The sequence below is a fragment of the Candidatus Acidiferrales bacterium genome (assembly GCA_036514995.1).
Taxonomy (GTDB): Bacteria; Acidobacteriota; Terriglobia; order Acidiferrales; family DATBWB01; genus DATBWB01.
In genome coordinates this window covers 1-13677 of record DATBWB010000061.1, presented here as the reverse complement: position 1 = coordinate 13677, position 13677 = coordinate 1, and the positions used below count along the sequence as shown (strand labels likewise).

The window sequence follows — 13677 nt, the reverse complement described above, 5'->3', positions numbered from 1 at the left end:
TCGGCCGCAGTTTTACTTTCGGACGACGGACGTGACGGGGGACGTGAAGCTGGCGGCGGGGGTGGAGATGGTGATGCCGGGGGACAACGTGACGGTGGACGTGCAGTTGATCACGCCGGTGGCGATGGACAAGGGGTTGCGGTTTGCGATCCGCGAAGGCGGGCACACCGTAGGAGCAGGAGCTGTAACCGAGATCGTGGAGTAGCTTGCGATGCGCGAAATCATCACGCTGCAATGCAGCGACTGCAAAAATCGAAATTACACGACGACCAAGAACCGCAAGAAAAATGCCGACCGCATGGAGTTGCGGAAATTTTGTCCGGCGTGCCGGAAGCATACCGCGCATAAGGAAGTGAAGTGAGCGGTTGAAGGGAGAGTGGCGAAGGGAGCGCCCTCCGGCTGGTTTCGGGGCAAAGGGGAGTAGGTTCAACGGTAGACCGCCGGTCTCCAAAACCGGATGTGGGGGTTCGAATCCCTCCTCCCCTGCCAATCCCGACGCCTGGGGATAGGCCGTGGGGGAAGGGGAAAGGCGGCGGGAAACCAAGCGATGGCCGACACGAAGGTGAAAGATATGTCGAATGCAGCGGGGGCGTTGTCCGGCTGGGTGGAAAAGCCCAAGGCCGGGCTGGGGCGAGTGCGCGAATTCTTCCACGATGTGCGGATGGAGTTGCGCCACGTGACCTGGCCGAGTTGGAACGACGTGCGTGCCACCACCCTCGTCGTCATCGTGACGGTCTTCTTCTTCGGACTCTACTTCTGGCTGGTGGACAACGGGGTGCAGCGCGCAGTCCAGTTTATTTTTGAGAAATTCAAGCCGTAAAGGGACGCGATGCCGAAACAGTGGTACATCGTTCATACCTACTCGGGATTTGAGAGGAAAGTGGCCGATTCGCTCAAAGGCCGGATCCAGGCCTTTGCGCTCGAAGACAAGATCGGCGATGTCATGATCCCCATCGAGAAGGTTGTCGAGATCCGGGGCGGGAAAAAGGTTGAGGCCAGCAAGATGTTCTATCCCGGCTACGTGCTGGTCGAGATGGAAATGGACGATTACACCTGGCATGTGGTGCGCAACACCCCGCGCGTGACCGGGTTCGTCGGGACGGGCCAGACGCCCACGCCGCTCAGCGAAGAGGAAGTGAACCAGATCTTGCATCGGGTGACGACGGCTGCCGACAAGCCGAAGCCGCGGCTGTCCTTTGAGCGCAACGAGCAGGTCAAGATCACTGACGGACCCTTCACCAATTTCAATGGAGCGGTGGAAGAGGTCAATCCCGAACGCAACACGCTCAAGGTGATGGTTACGATTTTCGGCCGGGCAACCCCGGTGGAACTCGATTTCTTGCAAGTGGAGAAGATTCTTTAGTCGGGATCCGGAAGGGTTTCGCTCGATAGAGACTTAAGACATGGCGAAGAAAATGGTAGCTCAGGTGCGCGTGCAGGTTGCTGCCGGGAAGGCCACTCCGGCTCCCCCCGTGGGACCCGCTCTCGGGCAGCACGGCATCAACATCATGGAGTTTTGCAAGCAGTTCAATGCCAGGACCTCGGCAAGAGATCAAGAGGGATTGATCATTCCGGCGGTCGTGACAATCTATAGCGATCGGTCGTTTACGTTCATCACCAAGACCCCGCCGGCGTCGGTGTTGCTCAAGCGCGCCGCCAATATCGCCAAGGGCTCGGGCGAGCCGAACAAGACCAAAGTGGGCACGGTCACGCTCAAGCAGGTAGAGGGGATCGCCAAGCTGAAGATGGCGGATCTGAATGCCACCAGGCTGGAGGCGGCCGTCTCCATGATCAAGGGCACCGCCCGGAACATGGGCATCGAGGTGGTGGAGTAGCCAAGCCGTTCCTGGGATCGTATGCGACGGCGAGGGCATGCATGCCGATGCATGTCGCCTTCGGTTGCGCGACCGGAAACAAACGCGGAGATCGTAAAATGCCTCACGCCGGAAAGAAATTCTTGAGCGCCAAAAAGCAGGTGGAGGCCCGGCCCTATCCACTCCTGGAAGCCACCGAGCTGCTCCAGAAGGTCAAGTACGTCAAGTTCGATGAGTCGGTGGACCTGGTGATGAACCTGAACGTGGACCCAAAGCACGCCGACCAAATGGTGCGCGGCACCGTTGTCCTGCCGCACGGCCTGGGAAAATCCAAGCGCGTGCTAGTCATTGCTTCCGGCGAAAAGGTCCATGAAGCCGAGCAGGCTGGCGCCGACCACGTTGGTGGCGAAGAGATGGTCCAGAAGATCCAGGAAGGCTGGACGGAATACGAAGCGGTCATCGCCACCCCGGACATGATGAAGGCGGTGGGCCGTCTCGGCAAGGTGCTTGGCCCGCGCGGGCTGATGCCAAATCCCAAAACGGGAACCGTCACGTTTGAAGTGGCCAAGGCGGTGAAGGAAATCAAAGCCGGCAAGGTCGAGTTCCGCGTGGACAAGGCGGGCATTATCCATGCTCCGGTCGGCAAGCTGTCTTTTGCGGCCAACCAATTGGCGGAGAACGCGCAGACGTTGATTGCGGCGGTGGTGAAAGCGAAGCCGTCGGCGGCCAAAGGCCGCTATGTGAAACGGATCACGCTCACTTCCACGATGGGCCCGGGGATTCCGATTGACCTGGCCATTGCGGAGGCCGCCGCAACCTCTGCGGCCTAGCTGGGTGCTCGAAAAAGCCCGGCGGCCCGCCCGAGCGTTGCCGACGCGGGGCTCATCGACAAGCGGGACAAGGAAGAGAGACGTGGTCAAGAAACGGGCAGAAAAGAAAACCGAAGTGGAGAAGCTCAATGCCGAACTGCTGCAGACCTCGAGCTTGATCCTGTCTTCTTTCCAGGGGCTGAAGGTTTCGCAGGACAACGACCTGCGGCGAGCCATTGAAAAGGTTGGCGGGAGATACCGCGTCGTGAAAAACACGCTCGTCGAGCGCGCTGCCAGGGGAACAGCCGCGGCGGATTTGCTGAAAGGCCTGACCGGCACCAATTCGATTGCCTACACGCAGGCCGACGCGGTGCAACTGGCGAAGGCGTTGACGAAGTATGCCAGGGATAACCCGGCTTTTTCTTTTAAGGCAGGCTTGATCGAAGGTCGTGTGGTCTCGCTCCAGGAGATTCAGCAACTGGCGACCCTGCCCAGCCGGGAAGAGTTGATGGCCAAGCTGCTCTACCTGATCAGCTCGCCGGCCCGGCGGCTGGCGGGTGCCCTTCAGGGGGTGAGTCGCAATCTGGCAGTGGTCGTTAAGCAGGCGGTGGAAGAAAAGAAATTTGCCGGCTAGCCCGGTGCGATAGGGAGTCCGAAACCCGTAGGCCAGCCCCGAAAAAATCGGGGCCGAACGACCAAGAGCTCTTGAGAATTCAGAAGGAGGATGCAATCGCAATGGCAGACAAAGTGAACAAGCTGCGCGACGAGATCAAGGGCCTGACCCTGCTCGAGGCAGCGGAATTGGTCAAAGGACTGGAGGAGGATCTTGGGGTGTCGGCAGCCGCCGCTGCCCCGGTGGTCTTGACCGGCGCGGCTGCTGGCGCAGCGGCTGCTCCCGCGGAAGAGCAGACCGAATTCTCAGTCGTACTTTCCGAAGTAGGCCCGAACAAGATCAACGTGATCAAGGCGGTCCGCGAAGTCACCAGCCTGGGCCTTAAAGAGGCCAAGGATCTCGTGGAAGGCGCGCCCAAGCCGGTCAAAGAGGGCATTAACAAAGACGAAGCGGCAGCCATCAAGAAGAAGTTCGAGGACGTCGGCGCAAAGGTCGAGATTAAGTAAGAAGCTCGGTTGCAAACGGCTGGAGTTCCATCCCGAAGCTTTATCGTCCCGATTCCGTCGGGGAGGCTCTGGTGTGCCCTGCCCGGCGGACGAGGCCTGCTTCCAAGGGAGACGCCTTCTGAACTTTTTTGGCTTGCGCCGGAGCCGCCTCGGGCGGATCGGTGTTTCCGTGCGCAAGGCGAGGCTTTTTTTCCGAAACGTTTTGATCCGAAAGTGAGGTAGTCGGCATGGCGGACCTAAAGAACCAGCACAGGGAACGCGAACGGATCGATTTTTCGAAAATCCAAACGACGATCCAGATTCCGAACCTGATCGAAGTCCAGAAAAAGTCCTACCAGCGTTTCCTGCAAATGGAGTTTTTGCCGAACGAGCGCGAAGACACCGGCTTGCAGTCGGTCTTCAGCTCGGTGTTTCCCATCCAGGATTTCCGCGGGCTGTCTCAGCTCGACTTTGTGGACTATGCCATTGGCAACTGGGAATGCAAGTGCGGCAACCTGAAGGGGCTGCATCACCTGCGCGCCACCTGCCGAAATTGCGGCGCGACGGTCATCACCAACCCCTATCGCACCGGCGACGTCCTTTGCTCGAAGTGCGGCACCTTCAACAAGAACGTCGTCACCTTTTGCAACAAGTGCGGCGACCCGGTCGGGTTGCAGTTGAAATACGACGTCAACGAGTGCCAGGAGCGCAGCATGACCTATTCCGCGCCCTTGAAGGTCACTATCCGATTGACGATCTACGAAAAAGACCCCGACACCGGCGCCAAAACCATCCGCGACATCAAAGAGCAGGAGGTCTTCTTCGGCGAAATCCCGCTGATGACCGATAACGGCACGTTCATCATCAACGGCACCGAGCGAGTCATTGTCAGCCAGCTTCATCGCTCTCCGGGGGTCTTCTACGACTCGGCCAACAAGAAGACTTATTTCCTGGGCAAGATGATCCCCTATCGCGGCTCGTGGGTGGAATTTGAGTACGACAACAAGAACCTGCTCTACGTCCGCATCGATCGCAAGCGAAAGTTTGTGGGCACCGTCTTCCTGCGGGCGCTCGGACTCAAGTCGAACGAGGAAATTCTGCGAGCCTTCTATCAGGTGGAGCGCATCACCATGGAAGGCCGCAAGTTCTACTGGAACCTTTCTGAGGGCCTGGTCGGCCAGAAGCTGGCGCATGACATCAAGCATCCGCGCACCGGCGAGCTGCTTGTCCACGCCCACAAGCGCATCACCCCGCAGCTTTACAAAGAATTGCTCAAGGCCCACGTCCAGCGGGTGGAAGTCACCCCGGTCGATTTGCAAGGCGCGTTCACGGTGGCGGACATCATTAACCGCCAGACCGGCGAAGTGCTGATTGAGTCCAACCTGGAACTGGACGGCGACAAACTCGCCACCCTCCTGGATGCCGCCATTCCTGAAGTGGACGTCTTCTTCCCGGAGCGGGACGATATCGGCGTGGTTCTGAGCCAGACGCTCAAGAAGGATTCCATCCGCACGCCGCAGGAAGCGCTCGTCGAAATCTACCGGAAGCTTCGGCCGGGCGATCCGCCCACTCTGGAGACCGCGACCTCTCTCTTCCATGGGATGTTTTTTGACGCGCGCAAATACGACTTTTCCAAGGTGGGTCGCCTGAAGTTCAACATCAAGCTGGGCACGGAAAGGCCCCTCGACAAGCGCACCCTGGAGCCGAGCGATTTTTACGCCGCCATCAAATACCTTTTCAAGCTGCGCAAAAACATCGGCACCACCGACGATATCGACCACCTGGGAAACCGCCGCGTGCGCGCGGTCGGCGAGCTGCTGGAAAACCAGTTCCGCATCGGCCTGGTGCGCATGGAGCGCGCCATCAAGGAGAAGATGTCCGTTTTCCAGGAGATGTCCACCGCCATGCCGCACGACCTGGTCAACGCCAAGCCGGTGATGGCGGCGATCCGGGAGTTCTTTGGCAGTTCGCAGCTCAGTCAATTCATGGATCAGACGAATCCGCTGTCCGAGATCACCCACAAGCGGCGTCTCTCGGCGCTGGGGCCCGGCGGTCTGTCCCGCGAGCGCGCCGGATTCGAGGTGCGCGACGTTCACCCCACGCATTATGGCCGCATTTGTCCGATTGAGACTCCAGAAGGCCCGAACATCGGCTTGATCAGCTCGCTCTCCTGCTACGCCCGCATCAATGAGTTCGGCTTCATCGAGAGTCCCTACCGCAAGGTGCGCGAGGGGCGGATGATCGACTACGTCATGGTCACGAATGCCGGCGGGAGCGAATTCCGCGTCGGCGAAATTGTGGAGCGGCAAAAGGTCGAAGAGCTGAACAAGGTTCTGGGCAAGCGCAGCCAGATTGAATTCCAACCGCATTGCTTCTACCTCTCGGCATGGGACGAGGACCGCTACGTCATCGCCCAGGCCAATATCCCGCTCGACGATCGCGGCCGGATCATCCCTGAGCTGGTGAACGCTCGTCAGGCCGGCAATTTTGTGCTCAAGCAGCGCGAAGAGATTGACTACATCGACGTCTCGCCCAAGCAACTGATCAGCGTTGCCGCAAGCCTGATTCCCTTCCTCGAAAACGATGACGCCAACCGCGCCCTGATGGGATCGAACATGCAGCGCCAGTCGGTTCCGTTGCTCCGGGCGGAATCGCCGCTTGTCGGCACGGGCATGGAAGCCGTGACCGCTCGCGACTCAGGCGCGGTGGTGGTCTGCAAGCGCAGCGGCATTGTCGACAACATCGATTCCGAGCGCATCATTGTCCGCGTCGAGGGCGATCATTCTGGAGTCCTGTCGCGCGAAGTGGGCGCCGATATCTACCAGCTCATCAAATTCAAGCGTTCCAACCAGAACACCTGCATCAACCAGAAGCCGCTCGTCCACAAGGGACAGAAGGTGGTGCAAGGGCAGGTGCTGGCCGACGGGCCGTGTACTGATCGCGGCGAGCTGGCGCTGGGCCGCAACGTGCTGGTCGCCTTCATGCCCTGGCGCGGCTATAACTTTGAAGACGCCGTGCTGGTCAGCGAGAAGCTGGTGCGCGAGGATTACTACACCTCGCTCCACATCGAGGAGTTTGAGATCGAAGCGCGCGATACCAAGCTCGGCCCCGAAGATGTCACCCGCGACATCCCCAACATCAACGAGAGCTTCTTGCGGAACCTGGACGAGAGCGGCGTTATCCGCATCGGCGCCAACATCAAGCCGGGCGACATCCTGGTGGGCAAGGTCACCCCCAAGGGGGAAACCCAGCTCACCCCGGAGGAGAAGCTACTTCGCGCTATCTTCGGGGAAAAAGCCGGGGACGTTCGCGACGCTTCCCTCTTTTGCCCCCCGGGCATCGAAGGCACGGTGGTGGACGTCAAGATCTTTTGCCGCAAGGGCCAGGACAAAGACGAGCGCCATAAGGCCATTGAAGCAGCCCAGGTGGCCAAGCTGGAGAAGAACCTCGAAGACGAAATCCGCATCTTGACTGACGAGCGCTTGAAGCGGCTCACCGTTCTGCTCGGCGACCAGGAACTGATCACCGACTTGCACGATGAGAAGACGAACAAGCGCTTGCTGACCAAGGGCACCATCCTCACCCGCGAAATCATTGAGAAAATTAATACCCGCAACCTCAAGCGCATGAGGATGAAATCGAAAGACCTGGAGATCCTCGAGAAGATTGATGAGATTGAGGAAATGACCTCGCGGCAGATTGACGTTCTGCGGAAAATCACCGAGGAGAAGGTGGGCAAGCTCAAGAAGGGCGACGAGCTGCCGCCGGGCGTCATCAAGCTGGTGAAGGTGTACATCGCCATGAAGCGCAAGCTCTCGGTCGGCGACAAGATGGCGGGCCGCCACGGCAACAAGGGCGTCATCGCCAAGATTGTGCCGGAAGAGGAGATGCCCTACTTGCCCGATGGTACGGCCGTCGAAATCGTGCTCAATCCGCTGGGCGTGCCCTCACGCATGAACGTCGGCCAGATTCTGGAAACGCACCTCGGGTGGGCGTCCAAGGAATTGGGCCGCGCCGTGGCCGCGCTGCTTTCTGAGAAAGGCCGCACCGAAGCCCTGCGCAAGCGGCTTAAGGAATGGTTTGCGGAAAGCTCGCTCGCCGACCGGCTCGCCGAGATGACCGACGACGAGATGGTCGAACTGGCGCAGGGCATGACAGGCGGGGTTCCTTTCTCGACGCCGGTCTTCGACGGGGCGCGCGAGAGCGAAATCAAGAAGATGCTGCGGCTGGCCGGGTTGCCCGATTCCGGCAAGACGCTCCTCTACGATGGCATGACAGGTGAGGCCTTTGCTGAGCCCATCACCGTCGGCTATATCTACATGCTCAAGCTGTCGCATCTGGTGGATGACAAGATCCACGCCCGCTCGATCGGCCCCTATTCGCTCATCACCCAGCAACCCCTGGGAGGCAAGGCGCAGTTCGGCGGCCAGCGCTTTGGCGAAATGGAAGTCTGGGCGCTCGAAGCTTACGGGGCTGCCCACATCTTGCAGGAGTTGCTCACCGCCAAATCGGACGACGTCTATGGCCGCGCCAAAATCTACGAGGCGATCGTGAAAGGCGAACCGGTCATGGAGCCGGGCGTGCCCGAATCGTTTAATGTGCTGGTTCGCGAATTGCAATCGCTTTGTCTGGACGTGGAATTGATGAAGCGCCAGAAGCAACTGGCCGAGAAAGAGTAACGAGTTTCTTTCCGCCTCTGGCGGATGGGTTCCCTGAAGGAGGGTAAGACCTTGTATCGCAGCAGTCCTTACGATCGTGTCAGTCTGGTCGCCGATTTCGACTCCATTCGCATTAGCTTGGCCTCGCCGGAAAAAATCCGGTCGTGGTCGCACGGCGAGGTCACCAAGCCGGAAACCATCAACTACCGGACCTTCAAGCCGGAGCGCGGCGGACTTTTTTGTGCCAAGATTTTTGGCCCGGTGACCGACTGGGAATGCTTGTGCGGAAAATACAAGCGGATGAAGCATCGCGGGGTAATTTGCGACAAGTGCGGCGTGGAAGTGACCCTGAGCAAGGTGCGCCGCGAGCGCCTCGCCCACATCGAGCTGGCCGCGCCCTGCTCGCACGTCTGGTTCTTCAAGGGCCTGCCCAGCCGCATCGGCCATCTGCTGGACATCACCCTGCGCGAGCTCGAACGGGTGCTCTACTTTGAGGGCTACGTCGTCGTCGATCCGGGCGAGGTTCCGGGAATCAAAAAGAAGGAGACCCTCTCGGAGGAAAAGTACCGCGAGCTTCAAAAGGAATATCCCGGAAAGTTTCAAGCCGGGATGGGCGCCGAGGCCATCAAGGAATTGCTGAAGCGCGTGGACGTGGATGAGCTGAGCGAAGAGCTGCGCGCCAAGATGCGCAAGGACCCCTCCCTCCAGAAGCGCATCAAATACGCCAAGCGCCTGAAAGTGGTCGAGTCCTTCCGCAAGTCGGGCAACAAGCCGGAGTGGATGATCCTGGATGTGCTTCCCGTGCTGCCGCCGGAATTGCGCCCGCTGGTGCCGCTCGATGGCGGCAGATTTGCCACTTCTGACCTGAACGACCTTTATCGCCGGGTGATCAACCGCAACAACCGCCTGAAGAAGCTGATGGAGCTGCACGCCCCCGACGTGATTGTCCGCAATGAAAAGCGCATGCTCCAGGAAGCGGTGGACGCGCTGTTCGATAACGGCCGGCGCGGCCGCGTCCTGCGTGGCGCCAACAACCGCCCCCTCAAGTCGCTCTCCGACACGCTCAAGGGCAAGCAGGGCCGTTTCCGCCAGAACTTGCTGGGCAAGCGGGTGGACTACTCCGGTCGCTCCGTCATTGTGGTCGGTCCGGAATTGAAGCTAAACCAGTGCGGCTTGCCCAAGAAAATGGCGCTCGAATTGTTCAAGCCGTTCATTTATCACCGGCTCGAGCAATCCGGCCACTGCACCACCATCAAGCAGGCCAAGGAGTTGGTCGAGCAGCAGGAAGCGGTCGTTTGGGACATCCTGGAAGAGGTGATCAAGGATCACCCGGTCTTGCTGAACCGGGCGCCGACCTTGCACCGGCTTGGCATCCAGGCGTTTGAGCCCGTGCTGGTGGAAGGCAAGGCGATTCGCATTCACCCGCTGGTCTGCACCGCCTTCAATGCCGACTTCGATGGCGACCAAATGGCGGTGCACATCCCGCTCTCCCCGGAAGCGCAGGTGGAGGCGTCCGTCTTGATGCTCAGCTCGCGCAACATCCTCTCGCCGGCCAACGGCGGCCCGCTGGCGGTGCCCTCTCAAGACATGGTCCTCGGCATCTATTACCTCACCCGCTCCAAGCCCGGCACCAAGGGCGAGGGTCGAGCCTTCGGTGCGGTGGAAGAAGTGCTCCTTGCCCTTGACTCTGGCGAGGTGGAACTTCTTACCCCTATCCGTCTGCGTTATACCGGCCCGGTGATTGACCTGACCACCGCCTATGACGATCAGGACGTCATGCACACCGAGGCCATCACCAAGACGTCTCAGTTCATCAACACGAGCGTTGGCCGCGTGATTTTCAACGACCACCTCCCGGCAGGCTTCCCCTTCATCAACGGCTTGCTCAAGAAGAAGGGCGTGCAGAACCTCATCCAGTATTGCTATTTGCAATTGGGCCTGGAGCGCACCGTCGAGTTGCTCGATCAGCTCAAGGATCTGGGTTTCCTCTATGCCACCAAGGCCGGGATCTCGATCGGCATTGACGACCTGCTCATCCCGGCGAACAAACAGGCGCTGGTGGAAGCGGCTGAGAAGGAGGTTGTGGATGTCCAGCAGCAGTATCTCGACGGCGCTATCACGAACGGCGAACGCTATAACAAGGTAATCGCGATCTGGTCGGACGTGACCGAACGCGTGGCCGACGAAATGTTCAAGGCACTCGAGGAGAGCGACAAGCGCGGCCAGATCAACCCCATTTACATCATGGCCGACTCCGGCGCGCGTGGCTCCAAGCAGCAGTTACGCCAGCTTTCCGGCATGCGGGGCCTGATGGCCAAGCCTTCTGGTGAAATCATCGAAACCCCGATTACCTCCAACTTTCGCGAGGGCCTGACCGTGCTGCAGTACTTCATTTCGACGCACGGCGCTCGCAAGGGTTTGGCCGATACGGCGCTCAAGACGGCCGATTCGGGCTACCTGACGCGGCGGCTGGTGGACGTTGCTCAGGACGTGATCATCAGTGAATTTGATTGCCGCACCCTCGACGGTATTGTCGTCACCCCCATCGTGGAGGTGGGCGAGGTGGTGGAGCCGTTGCGCGATCGGATCGTCGGCCGCGTCTCCCTCGAGAAGATCAAAGACTATGAGGGCAACGTCATTGTCGAGGTCAACCAGGAGATCACCGAAGAGCTGGCCAACGCCATCCAGGCGGCTGGCATCGAGGAAGTCAAAATCCGTTCGGTGCTCACCTGCGAGTCGCGGCGCGGCGTTTGCGCGCGGTGCTATGGCCGCAACCTGGCCACCGGTCGCATGGTCGAGCTGGGCGAGGCCACCGGGGTCATCGCCGCCCAGTCGATCGGCGAGCCCGGCACCCAGCTCACCATGCGTACCTTCCATATCGGCGGCACCGCCACCCGCATCACCGAGCAAACCAAGCTCGAGGCTAAGAACAACGGCTTCGTCAAGTTTGTCAATCTCTCGGTAGTCGAGGGAAGGCAGGGCGACCTCGTGGTCATGAACCGCACCGGTTCCATCGCGGTGGTGGACGAGAAGAACCGCGAAAAGGAACGCTATGCGGTGGTCTACGGGGCGAAACTGAAGGTCGTCGATGGCCAGCCGGTCACCCTTGGCCTGACCCTGGTCGAATGGGACCCCTACACCTTCTCCATCCTGACGGAGTCGGGTGGCATCGTCCAGTTCAAGGATTTGCAACTCGGGGTGACCATCGATGAGCAGGTGGATGAAGTCACCGGCTTGTCGCAGCTCGTCGTCCAGGTTCCGGCGGGCGATGAAAAGCACCAACCCCAAATCATCGTGCGCTCCGACAAAGGCCGCACCCTGAGAAAATACCTGATCCCCTCGCGCGCTCACTTGATGGTGAATGACGGCGACGAGGCTTACCCCGGCGATGTGCTGGCCAAGATCCCTCGCGAAACCACCAAGACGAAAGACATCACCGGCGGTTTGCCGCGTGTGGTCGAGCTGTTCGAGGCGCGCAAACCCAAAGACCCGGCCGTCATCAGCGAGATTGACGGTGTGGTCCGCTACGGCGAGGTCGCCAAGGGCTACCGCAAGGTTTACGTCACCGCCGACAACGGAACGGAAAAAGAATATTCCATCCCGCGCGGTGTCCACATCAACGTCCAGGAAGGCGAGCGCGTGCGCGCGGGCGAGCCGCTCATGGACGGGCCGCTCAACCCGCACGACCTCCTCGCCGTCCTGGGAGAGAAATTCACCCAGGCCTACCTGGTCAACTCCATCCAGGAGGTCTATCGTCTCCAGGGCGTGAACATCAACGACAAGCACATCGAAGTGATCGTCCGGCAGATGATGCGCTGGGTGAAGATCGAAGAGGTCAACGACACCCAATTCCTGCTGGAGGAGCAGGTGGACAAGTTCCGTTTCACCGAGGACAACGAGCGCGTCAAGAGCGAGGGTGGAAAGCCCGCCGTCGGCCGGCCGCTGCTCCTGGGCATCACCAAGGCGTCGCTTTCCACAGAATCCTTCATCTCGGCGGCCTCCTTCCAGGAGACCACCCGCGTGCTCACCGAAGCCGCCATCAGCGGCAAGGTGGACTACCTGCGCGGGCTCAAGGAAAACGTGATCATGGGCCGGCTCATCCCGGCGGGCACCGGCCTCGAGCATTACCGCAACATGAAGCTCGTGACCGAAGCCCAGGTTGAGGAACAGCCTCCGGCCGAGCCCCTGACGCCGGAGGAAGCGGCTGCCCTCGAGTTCCTCCGCAAGGATGAACAAGCTCAAGCCTAGTCCACGATGCCGAATCGCCTAGGCTGGTCCGGACAGCGCCGCTGGGCGCTGTCCGGACCGTTTTCTTTTTGCCATCCACTTTTTGTTGCCTTTCTGTTGCCAATGCCTCGTCGCTTGGGCTAGATTGGATGTTACCTTCCGGAGTCCTTCGGTGAATTGCTTCCGTTGCGGTGAAACCTTCAAGCTGATCGGAGAGAAGCTCGCTCCTTCAGCCGCCTGCGAGCGTTGCCGCTCGCCGGTTCACGTTTGCAAGAATTGCCGTTTCTTTGATCCGGCGGTCAAGAAGGAATGCCGCGAGCCGAAGGCCGAGTGGCAGCGCTACAAGGATCGGGCCAACTCCTGCGATTATTTTGAGCCGCGCGAGTCCGTTGACCTCACCCGCAAATCGGGCGCCGCTGTCTCGGCCGATGACGCGCGAAAGAAGTTCGATCAGCTTTTCAAGAAATAGTTCCAGTTGGGTTCCCTTCTCCACAAGCAGGCGAGGAGTACCCTTCGCCGAAGGCCCGGGGCTGGTTTTTTGCTTCGATCGGCGGGCCGGCGGCATCCTCTTGCACGGCCGCGCGGCCGGTTGCTCCATCCATGGGTTTCGTGTAAACTTTCCGTTTGCTTTTGAGCCGCCAGACCTCGCCGTGCGGAGAGCGAATCCTCGACAGGCCCTGAACCGTTCTGGTTCAGGGCGGGGAGGAGATTTGATGAAACAAGGCATTCATCCCGATTATCACGAAGTCCTGGTCACCTGCGCCTGCGGGAATCAGTTCAAGACGCGCTCCACGCACAAGAGCGACATCCACATTGAAATCTGCTCGAACTGCCATCCCTATTTCACCGGCAAGCAAAAGCTCGTGGACACGGCCGGCCGCATCGAACGCTTCCGGCGCAAATACGAAAAAGTCAAAAAGTAGCGGCCGGCTTCAGCCGGGCAGCTTTTAGCGGGGCACTGTCCGATTCCACGAGCTACCTGCTGGCCGGAAGGCCGCCGCTACGTAGCGTCCTGCATGATGGTTGGCACGGAGATTTCCTGCGCTTCCACGCACGCTTTCATATAGAATG

At 59.9% G+C, this 13677-nt stretch carries 12 protein-coding genes and 1 tRNA gene; all 13 read left to right on the top strand.

Going from position 1 to position 13677, the window contains the following annotated elements; genetic code table 11:
- Positions 1–205: elongation factor Tu (tuf, locus tag VIH17_04340; GenBank protein HEY4682462.1), on the top strand; the 205-nt coding region annotated here is incomplete at its 5' end.
- Between the two features lie 6 nt (positions 206–211).
- A complete protein-coding gene (rpmG, locus tag VIH17_04335; GenBank protein ID HEY4682461.1) occupies positions 212–361 on the top strand; it encodes a 50S ribosomal protein L33 in 150 nt (49 codons plus the stop codon).
- Between the two features lie 53 nt (positions 362–414).
- Positions 415–489: transfer RNA gene (locus tag VIH17_04330), tRNA-Trp, on the top strand.
- A 58-nt stretch (positions 490–547) separates the two neighbouring features.
- Positions 548–820, top strand: coding sequence for a preprotein translocase subunit SecE (gene secE / locus VIH17_04325; protein ID HEY4682460.1), 273 nt, complete (start codon positions 548–550; stop codon positions 818–820).
- A gap of 9 nt (positions 821–829) precedes the next feature.
- Positions 830–1363: a transcription termination/antitermination protein NusG gene (gene nusG, locus VIH17_04320; protein ID HEY4682459.1), complete on the top strand. Its 534-nt coding sequence runs from the start codon at positions 830–832 to the stop codon at positions 1361–1363.
- A 40-nt stretch (positions 1364–1403) separates the two neighbouring features.
- Complete coding sequence (rplK, locus tag VIH17_04315) at positions 1404–1835, top strand: 50S ribosomal protein L11 (GenBank protein ID HEY4682458.1); 432 nt, start codon at positions 1404–1406, stop codon at positions 1833–1835.
- A gap of 98 nt (positions 1836–1933) precedes the next feature.
- Positions 1934–2644, top strand: a complete 711-nt coding sequence (rplA, locus tag VIH17_04310) for a 50S ribosomal protein L1 (GenBank protein HEY4682457.1) — start codon at positions 1934–1936, stop codon at positions 2642–2644.
- Positions 2645–2726: 82 nt separating this feature from the next.
- Complete coding sequence (gene rplJ, locus VIH17_04305) at positions 2727–3257, top strand: 50S ribosomal protein L10 (protein ID HEY4682456.1); 531 nt, start codon at positions 2727–2729, stop codon at positions 3255–3257.
- 101 nt (positions 3258–3358) lie between these two features.
- Positions 3359–3742 carry a 50S ribosomal protein L7/L12 gene (gene rplL / locus VIH17_04300; protein ID HEY4682455.1) on the top strand — a complete coding sequence of 128 codons (384 nt, stop codon included), beginning with the start codon at positions 3359–3361 and terminating at the stop codon, positions 3740–3742.
- 227 nt (positions 3743–3969) lie between these two features.
- Entirely contained in the window at positions 3970–8400 is a 4431-nt protein-coding gene (gene rpoB / locus VIH17_04295; protein HEY4682454.1) for a DNA-directed RNA polymerase subunit beta, read from the top strand.
- Positions 8401–8451: 51 nt separating this feature from the next.
- Positions 8452–12627 (top strand): DNA-directed RNA polymerase subunit beta', encoded by a 4176-nt coding sequence (gene rpoC / locus VIH17_04290; GenBank protein ID HEY4682453.1) that lies wholly within the window; start codon positions 8452–8454, stop codon positions 12625–12627.
- Between the two features lie 151 nt (positions 12628–12778).
- The gene (locus VIH17_04285) at positions 12779–13075 is read left to right on the top strand and encodes a hypothetical protein (GenBank protein ID HEY4682452.1); all 297 of its coding nucleotides are present in this window, start codon (positions 12779–12781) and stop codon (positions 13073–13075) included.
- A 244-nt stretch (positions 13076–13319) separates the two neighbouring features.
- Positions 13320–13529 carry a 50S ribosomal protein L31 gene (gene rpmE / locus VIH17_04280; GenBank protein HEY4682451.1) on the top strand — a complete coding sequence of 70 codons (210 nt, stop codon included), beginning with the start codon at positions 13320–13322 and terminating at the stop codon, positions 13527–13529.
- Positions 13530–13677 lie beyond the last annotated feature (148 nt).

What these genes read in the sequence shown, in the direction of transcription:
- nusG (HEY4682459.1), top strand. Translation starts at nt 830, where the DNA reads ATGCCGAAACAGTGGTACATCGTTCATACCTACTCGGGATTTGAGAGG.
- rpoB (HEY4682454.1), top strand. Translation starts at nt 3,970, where the DNA reads ATGGCGGACCTAAAGAACCAGCACAGGGAACGCGAACGGATCGATTTT.
- rplL (HEY4682455.1), top strand. Translation starts at nt 3,359, where the DNA reads ATGGCAGACAAAGTGAACAAGCTGCGCGACGAGATCAAGGGCCTGACC.
- rplA (HEY4682457.1), top strand. Translation starts at nt 1,934, where the DNA reads ATGCCTCACGCCGGAAAGAAATTCTTGAGCGCCAAAAAGCAGGTGGAG.
- rpmE (HEY4682451.1), top strand. Translation starts at nt 13,320, where the DNA reads ATGAAACAAGGCATTCATCCCGATTATCACGAAGTCCTGGTCACCTGC.
- rplK (HEY4682458.1), top strand. Translation starts at nt 1,404, where the DNA reads ATGGCGAAGAAAATGGTAGCTCAGGTGCGCGTGCAGGTTGCTGCCGGG.
- rpmG (HEY4682461.1), top strand. Translation starts at nt 212, where the DNA reads ATGCGCGAAATCATCACGCTGCAATGCAGCGACTGCAAAAATCGAAAT.
- secE (HEY4682460.1), top strand. Translation starts at nt 548, where the DNA reads ATGGCCGACACGAAGGTGAAAGATATGTCGAATGCAGCGGGGGCGTTG.